General features: G+C 46.3%; 4 protein-coding genes and 1 tRNA gene. 4 read left to right on the top strand and 1 reads right to left on the bottom strand.

Going from position 1 to position 6,567, the window contains the following annotated elements; translation table 11 throughout:
- Positions 1-90: 90 nt before the first annotated feature.
- The 3 genes from mutL (at position 91) to EO95_RS05100 (ending at position 4,669) form a co-directional block, all read left to right on the top strand.
- Positions 91-2,313: a DNA mismatch repair endonuclease MutL gene (gene mutL, locus EO95_RS05110; RefSeq protein WP_052733508.1), complete on the top strand. Its 2,223-nt coding sequence runs from the start codon at positions 91-93 to the stop codon at positions 2,311-2,313.
- A gap of 696 nt (positions 2,314-3,009) precedes the next feature.
- Positions 3,010-4,035: a cobalt-precorrin-5B (C(1))-methyltransferase gene (locus EO95_RS05105; RefSeq protein ID WP_048132749.1), complete on the top strand. Its 1,026-nt coding sequence runs from the start codon at positions 3,010-3,012 to the stop codon at positions 4,033-4,035.
- Between the two features lie 46 nt (positions 4,036-4,081).
- Positions 4,082-4,669 carry a cobalt-precorrin-7 (C(5))-methyltransferase gene (locus EO95_RS05100; protein ID WP_048132747.1) on the top strand — a complete coding sequence of 196 codons (588 nt, stop codon included), beginning with the start codon at positions 4,082-4,084 and terminating at the stop codon, positions 4,667-4,669.
- Between the two features lie 150 nt (positions 4,670-4,819).
- Here the strand turns inward: EO95_RS05100 and EO95_RS05095 are convergent, their stop codons facing one another.
- Positions 4,820-5,584 carry an A24 family peptidase C-terminal domain-containing protein gene (locus EO95_RS05095; protein WP_048132745.1) on the bottom strand — a complete coding sequence of 255 codons (765 nt, stop codon included), beginning with the start codon at positions 5,582-5,584 and terminating at the stop codon, positions 4,820-4,822.
- 344 nt (positions 5,585-5,928) lie between these two features.
- On the opposite strand from EO95_RS05095, the gene EO95_RS05090 reads away from it, so the two are divergent.
- Positions 5,929-6,002, top strand: a tRNA-Val gene (locus EO95_RS05090).
- The last annotated feature ends 565 nt before the right edge of the window (positions 6,003-6,567 follow it).

Below are 6,567 nucleotides of genomic sequence, written 5' to 3'. Positions count from 1 at the left end.
GACAAGTACATTAATTCAACAGAGCAGGACGGGGAAGTTTACGCATTCCTCCCCTGAGCTAAAGACTCAGGGGTTTCCTGCTGAGGGTTTATGACGGAGCAGGTTGAAGAAAAGCTGGAAGAGAAGATGGAAAATCAGATGGAAAAGCAGGGTAATAAAATCCGGATTCTTGACAGAGACACGATAAATAAAATCGCAGCCGGAGAGGTAATAGAACGCCCGGCATCCGTGGTAAAGGAACTTGTGGACAACTCAATCGATGCCGGAGCAACGGAAATCCGCATCGAGGTAGAAAAGGGGGGAAAACATTCCATCCTTATCCGGGACAACGGTTGCGGGATGAGCAGGGCCGATACCCTCCTTTCATACAAAAAACACGCAACAAGCAAACTCACAAAGATCGAAGACCTTGATACGGTCTCAACAATGGGGTTCAGGGGAGAAGCTCTTGCTTCAATTACCGCCATTGCAAAGGTAGAGATCATTACCCGCCCCCCTGAAGAGATTACCGGCACAAAAATGGTCATCCACGGAGGAAAGGTGCAGGAAACATCTGATGCAGGCACGGCTCCGGGAACCTCGATACACGTAAAAGACCTCTTCTATAACACACCTGCAAGGCGCAAGTACCTGAAAAGTGACCGCACCGAACTTGCCCATATCACAGATACCATTACAAGGCTTGCCCTGGCAAATCCGGGAATTTCCTTTACCCTGCTCAGTGAAGGAAAGCCAATCATAAAAAATACGGGTTCAAGCGGCCTTTTGAAAAGCATGGTCAACCTGCTCGGCCCTGATACGGCACGTTCAATGCTGCCCCTTGAGTACAGGACAGAAGACTTTGAACTCCGGGGATATATCTCAAAACCCGAAACCCACAGGGGAGGAAGCGACCAGCTTTATGTATTCGTAAACACGCGCCCTGTCACTTCAAGAGCTATCAGCACATCTGTCCGCGAAGGATATTACACAAAGATCCCTAAAGGCCGCTATCCTGTGGCAGTGCTTGCTCTTACCCTCGATCCGGGAGAGGTGGACGTAAACGTACACCCCCGCAAAGCCGAAGTCCGTTTCAGCCGGGAAAAGGAGGTAGGAGATGCAGTCATTCTTGCAGTTGAAAAGGTCCTTTCGGAACACGGGCTTGCACCCGTGGTAAGGGAAAAAGATGGAAGAAGGTTTCAGAAAACCTTCGAGGGTTCAGGGCCATCAGGAAAAATTCAGGCACAGGAAGCCCCTATAACTCTGCCGGAAAAGGGACCTGCAGAGGAAATCAGGAAAGCAGCCGGGAAGGAAACCGGAAAGGAAGCAGAGTTTCAAGAGGAAGCCAGAGTTCCTGAAAGCGGCAGTAGACTCCTGAGAGAAAAATCCGAAGCTTATACCTACCCGATAAAGGATACGGAGAGGAGACTAAAGAAATCCGAGCGCCTCCTGGATGCAGAAAGGGTAGGAGTCCAGGAAGTCCTGAGGGGAAGAGATCAGGTCAGTAGCAAGGAAGAGGAGAAAGCAGGAGAAAAAGAAGAGGAAAAGATAGGGGAGAAGGAAAGAGAACTGATCAGTAAAAAGACAGGGGAAAAGGAAGAGAAGAAAACAGGGGAAAAGGAAAGAGAACTGATCAGTAAAAAGACAGGAGAGAAAGAAAGAGAACTGATCAGTGCGAAGACGGGGGAAAAGGTAAATGAAAGAATAAATGCAGGGGAGAGGCAAAGTAAAAAGCCGAAGCAAAAAGCAAACACCGATCTTTTCGAAGACCTGCGGGTCATAGGCCAGACCTCTAAAATGTACATCCTTGCCGAAAAAGGGGAAGACCTTGTAATAATCGACCAGCATGCAGCCCATGAGCGTATCCTTTATGAGCAGGTCCTGAGAACGAAAAAGTCCAGGGTGCAGGAATTGATCGCCCCTGTAGTGATAGAACTTACCCCGAAAGAAAAGGTGCTCATGGAGGAGTATATCCCTTATCTGGAGGAGTACGGCTTCGGGATCTCGGAATTCGGGGACAATACCTATGTCGTTACCTTTGTCCCTGAGGTTTTCGGACGGCTCGAGGATACCAGCGTAATCCATGACGTGATATCTGACCTTCTGGCTGAAGGAAAGGTCAAAAGAGATACAGGGGTCTCGGAAAAGGTGAGCAAGACCCTTGCCTGCAGGGCAGCAATCAAAGGAGGGGCAGCCTGCAACTCAAGGCAGATGGAAGAGCTGATAGAACAGCTCAAAGCAGCCGAAAACCCTTATTCCTGCCCGCACGGGAGACCAACAGTGATAACCTTTACAAAAGGCGAACTGGACCGCATGTTTGCAAGAACTCAGTGAATAGGATTCCCGGAAAAAAGAAAAAGTTGAGAAAATCAGGGGAAGGGGGCTGTTCAGGAGAGTGGACGCCCCTATAAAAAACTCAATCTTTCGACGTAGCGCATAGAAAGAATACTGGTGAGTGGTTATGAAGAGATATAGAGGATTTTCACTGAACATTTACCTTTATATCCCTATAGATTTATATAATATAACTGAAATGTAAGATAGGTGTCAGGCGAGTACTGACATCAAATAGGCATCATTCCACAAGGCTATTTTTCACACACCAACCCCCCAAACCCCAACAAGAATGGTACCCCCCATTCAAACCCCAACAAACCCCAACTTCCAGAAAAACGAAAAAATCCCCACTCCTGGAATGATGCCACTCTTTTCTATATTGTCCGGGGAATTTTGCACTGTCCATTGATCTTTTCCGATAGTCCACTGACTGTACTCTATAATCCAGTAACCATTTTCCCGGAGTCCAGTAACCTTTTTCGATAGTCCAGTGACTGTTCTCTATAATCCAGTAACCTGTTCCCGGAGTCCAGCAACCTTTTCCCAGAAGTCAGTCTTCTTGTTCGGGTTTGTATAGGAACCCCGAGGTATTTCATAAGAATCAGTTGTGTTTTGTTGAGGCTCTTCTCTTCCAGTTAGTTCCCGGTTTTCAGGTCAATACATTTATAATAAAAAACCTCCGAGTATTCTTCCATGATAGATCCTGTTAACAATTTCAAGATCCCTGAAGAATGGATTGCCCGTACCGGGCTGCCCAGGGAAGAGCTTGAAAAAAACGTGGCGTCCGGGATGATCGTGGTCCTGAGTGACGGGTCCGTACTCAAGAGAGGATATACCACAGGAACCACAGCCAGTGCCGCTGCAAAAGCCGCTGTGCTTTCCCTTAAAAAAACAGTTGACAGCGTATCCGTTCCCACCCCGGTAGGACTGAGAGCCTACCTTGAAGTCAGCGAATCCTCTCCAGGGCGTGCAGTTGTAAAGAAGATCCTTAACGACCACGAATCCGATATTACCCGGGGGCTTGAATTTGTTGGCGAAGCCAGGGAGGCAGATGGGATCAGCATCTTCGGCGGAAAGGGCATAGGAGTTGTAAAAAGGGACGGGCTCCAAGTCTCGAAGGGCAACCCGGCCATCAACCCAAAACCCATGGAACAGATCAGGGCTGCAGTGCAGGAAGCTGTAGAGGAACTGGGTTTACAGGGAGCTGAGGTCACGATTTCGATCCCTGAAGGGGAAAGGATAGGAAAAGAGACTCTGAACAGCAGGATAGGAGTCGAAGGCGGGATTTCTGTCCTCGGGAGCACAGGTTTTGTTGAGCCCTGGAACGACCACCTGGGAGAGATGAAAGGAGACCTTATCCGCTGCACGGATAGAGTGGTTCTGACTACGGGCCGAATAGGAATGCGTTATTCTCATATGCTCTTCCCTGAATACACCGTTGTTATGGTCGGGAGCAGGATTTCGGAAGGGCTTGATAACGCTTCAGGCGATGTCATAATCTGCGGGCTTCCGGGTCTTGTCCTGAAATGGGGAAACCCTGAGATGCTTGAGAACAGCGGATATGCAACCGTTGTTGAGATGCTTGAAAAGGCTCCGGAACACGAGCGCCTGAAAGAAGCCTTTGAAATGGCAGTCGAAAAAGGAAAGGGCGCAAGAATCGTTGTAATTGACAGGGACGGGTCTGTCCTGATGGACAGCAAGAGCGAGAAACAAAAGTGAGAATTAAACTCAAAAAACTTGAACCGGACAAAGGGGAAGAAAAACTATGATTGTGGTAGGAGTCGGGGTCGGACCCGGCATGCTCACGGAAGAAGGGATAAGGGCGATAAGAAAGGCATCAGTGGTTTACGGTGCAAAAAGAGCCCTTGAGCTCGCACAGGAACATATTACCTGCGAAGCAAAAACGATTAAAGACTATAAGTCGCTCCATCTCCTGCCCGCAGATGCCGTTGTCCTATCAACAGGAGACCCCATGTTTTCCGGGCTCGGGAAATTTGCAGGGGAAAATGATACCGTAATTCCCGGAATTTCTTCAATGCAGGCAGCCTGTGCCCGTACAAAGGTAAACCTGACGAACCTCTGTGCAATAACAGCCCACGGTAGGGACTTTGAACCTGCAAAAGCCGAACTGATCCAGGAATTGAAGAACGGAAGAAACATTTTCCTGCTGCCGGAAGAGACATTCGGCTCCTGCGAAGTTGCAGAAATCCTTAAAGAACTTGGAATTAACGCTGAACTTTATACCTGCGAAAACCTCGGCTACCCCGAAGAAAGGATTGCAAAAGGCACTCCTGATAATCCCCCAATTGCAGAAACAATTCTCTACGGGCTGCTTATCGTGCAGAAAAGATGAAAAAAGGGGAAAGAGAGTGGAAAAAGGAAAGAAGGAGAACAGGGAGAAATCCCGGTTCAGCCGTTCCTAAAATTTTCACAGATGCTTGGTTTATTCCGTAGACGTTAGGTTTATTCCGCAGAGGTTAGGTTTATTCCGTAGATGTTAGGTTCAGACCCCGAGAAAACTAAAGACAGCGTAAAAGATTAAATCCCCGAAAACGACTGCGGTTATAAAGCCTGCTGTAATTGAGAGCATAAAAGGCAGGCCCGGAGTAACCCAGACTTCCTTTTCAATAAGCCCTTTTTTTACGTATTCCCCAAGTTCGGGCTTCAGGTTCGCATCAAAATCGAGCCCTGTCCGCGCAAACTTCCTGATGACGACCCCGTTTTCGTCAAGCTCGAACTTTTCAAGCAAGGCCAGATGTTCCTTCCTTTTCAGAGAGGATACCTCAGTCCTGTACCCGATAAACATGTATAAGGGCTTTTTGAGCATATCAGGCGAAAAATGCAGGGCGTTGTAGCAGAACATCCCGAGAGGCACGAGTGTCGTTACCAGGAGAGCATTTTCCAGCACCGTGAAGGCAAAGAGCCCTACAGGAGGCAGCCCTAGCAAAGGATAAAGCTCTCCCGAGAACAGGAAAACCGGATAGAGCGGAAATAAGATGGAAAGCACTATCAGCCCCTTTGCATCCCCGCCCCCGAAGGCCCCAAGCTGGAAAAGGATGTAAATCGAAACGAAAACAATAACTCCGGAAAAAATTAGAGATTTAAGGTAGGGAATCCCTCCAGTATAAACGTCATAGATTACAAATACCGAACCCGATGCAAGCATGTACTTCCATAACCTGTTTGAGACTCTGCGCTCCTTCAAGTCTGTATAGCATGCGTAGAGCAAAAACGGCATGGTGAAGAGGATTTTCAGGATTTCGATCATACAAACCAATCAATTAAATTATTTCTATAGTTATTTACATTATTACTTCATTACTTTATCGCCTGACTGAAGATTCCCGGACAGATCATCAACAGATCATCAACAGATCATCAACAGATCATCAAAAGTTCCACCCATAGACTGAAAAACCCCTGCAAGTGGGTCTTCATCCTTCAAAACCCTCAAAAAGTACAAAAAATAAAGGCCCCTGAGGCAAAAATATAAAAAGTAATTACATAACAGGTCCGGTCAAGCCCAAAATCGGCTCGCAAGCGATAAGCTTATACATAAGAAGTTCTATTTTATGGTTGCTTAACCTTCATTAATTTTCAAATGCAATCCATGGGCTCGTGGTCTAGCCGGTTATGACGTCGCCTTCACACGGCGGAGGTCCTGAGTTCGAATCTCAGCGGGCCCACTACTTTTATCTTCTTTCTTTTCGGATTTAGAGGTTTTATAGATTTCTTTTTCTAATGCTTCGATTCTTGCTTCTAGGTCAGATTTTTCTTCTGGTTGTGTAACTTTAAATTCACAGTTAAGCTCTTCTTCAAGAGCGATTACATAAACAGGTTTACCATTGTACTCTGTTTTGAAAATATGAGCAGTTTCTCCAGCAAAGCTTACTTCCGACTGAGTGAGCCTTACTAAAGGGTATGTAATTTCTGGTTTTACCCTATGTTTCATGACTTTGGACTTACCTAAAAGCTTCATATTTCTACCTATATAACACCAAATAATGGTTACTAAATATTTATGTAACTTTTGATTTTCTGCCATATCGGAGAATATTAAGCAAGGGTTATGCTTGATGTGTCCTCCCTTAAAATCATACAAAATCTTTTTGTGGATACCGGGATCCAAGTGATTTCACTGAAAAACTTATACCGATGATAGTTTCACGGTGGTTTTGTTCAATAAGATTGTTTCATCATCATCTTTTGCATGGTTTTTCTAGAAACTCTCTTCAATGGTTTTCCACTTTA

Origin of the sequence: Methanosarcina sp. 1.H.T.1A.1, assembly GCF_000979295.1 — an archaeon.
In the GTDB taxonomy this organism is placed as follows: Archaea; Halobacteriota; Methanosarcinia; order Methanosarcinales; family Methanosarcinaceae; genus Methanosarcina.
This window is presented reverse-complemented; position numbering and strand designations above follow the sequence as displayed.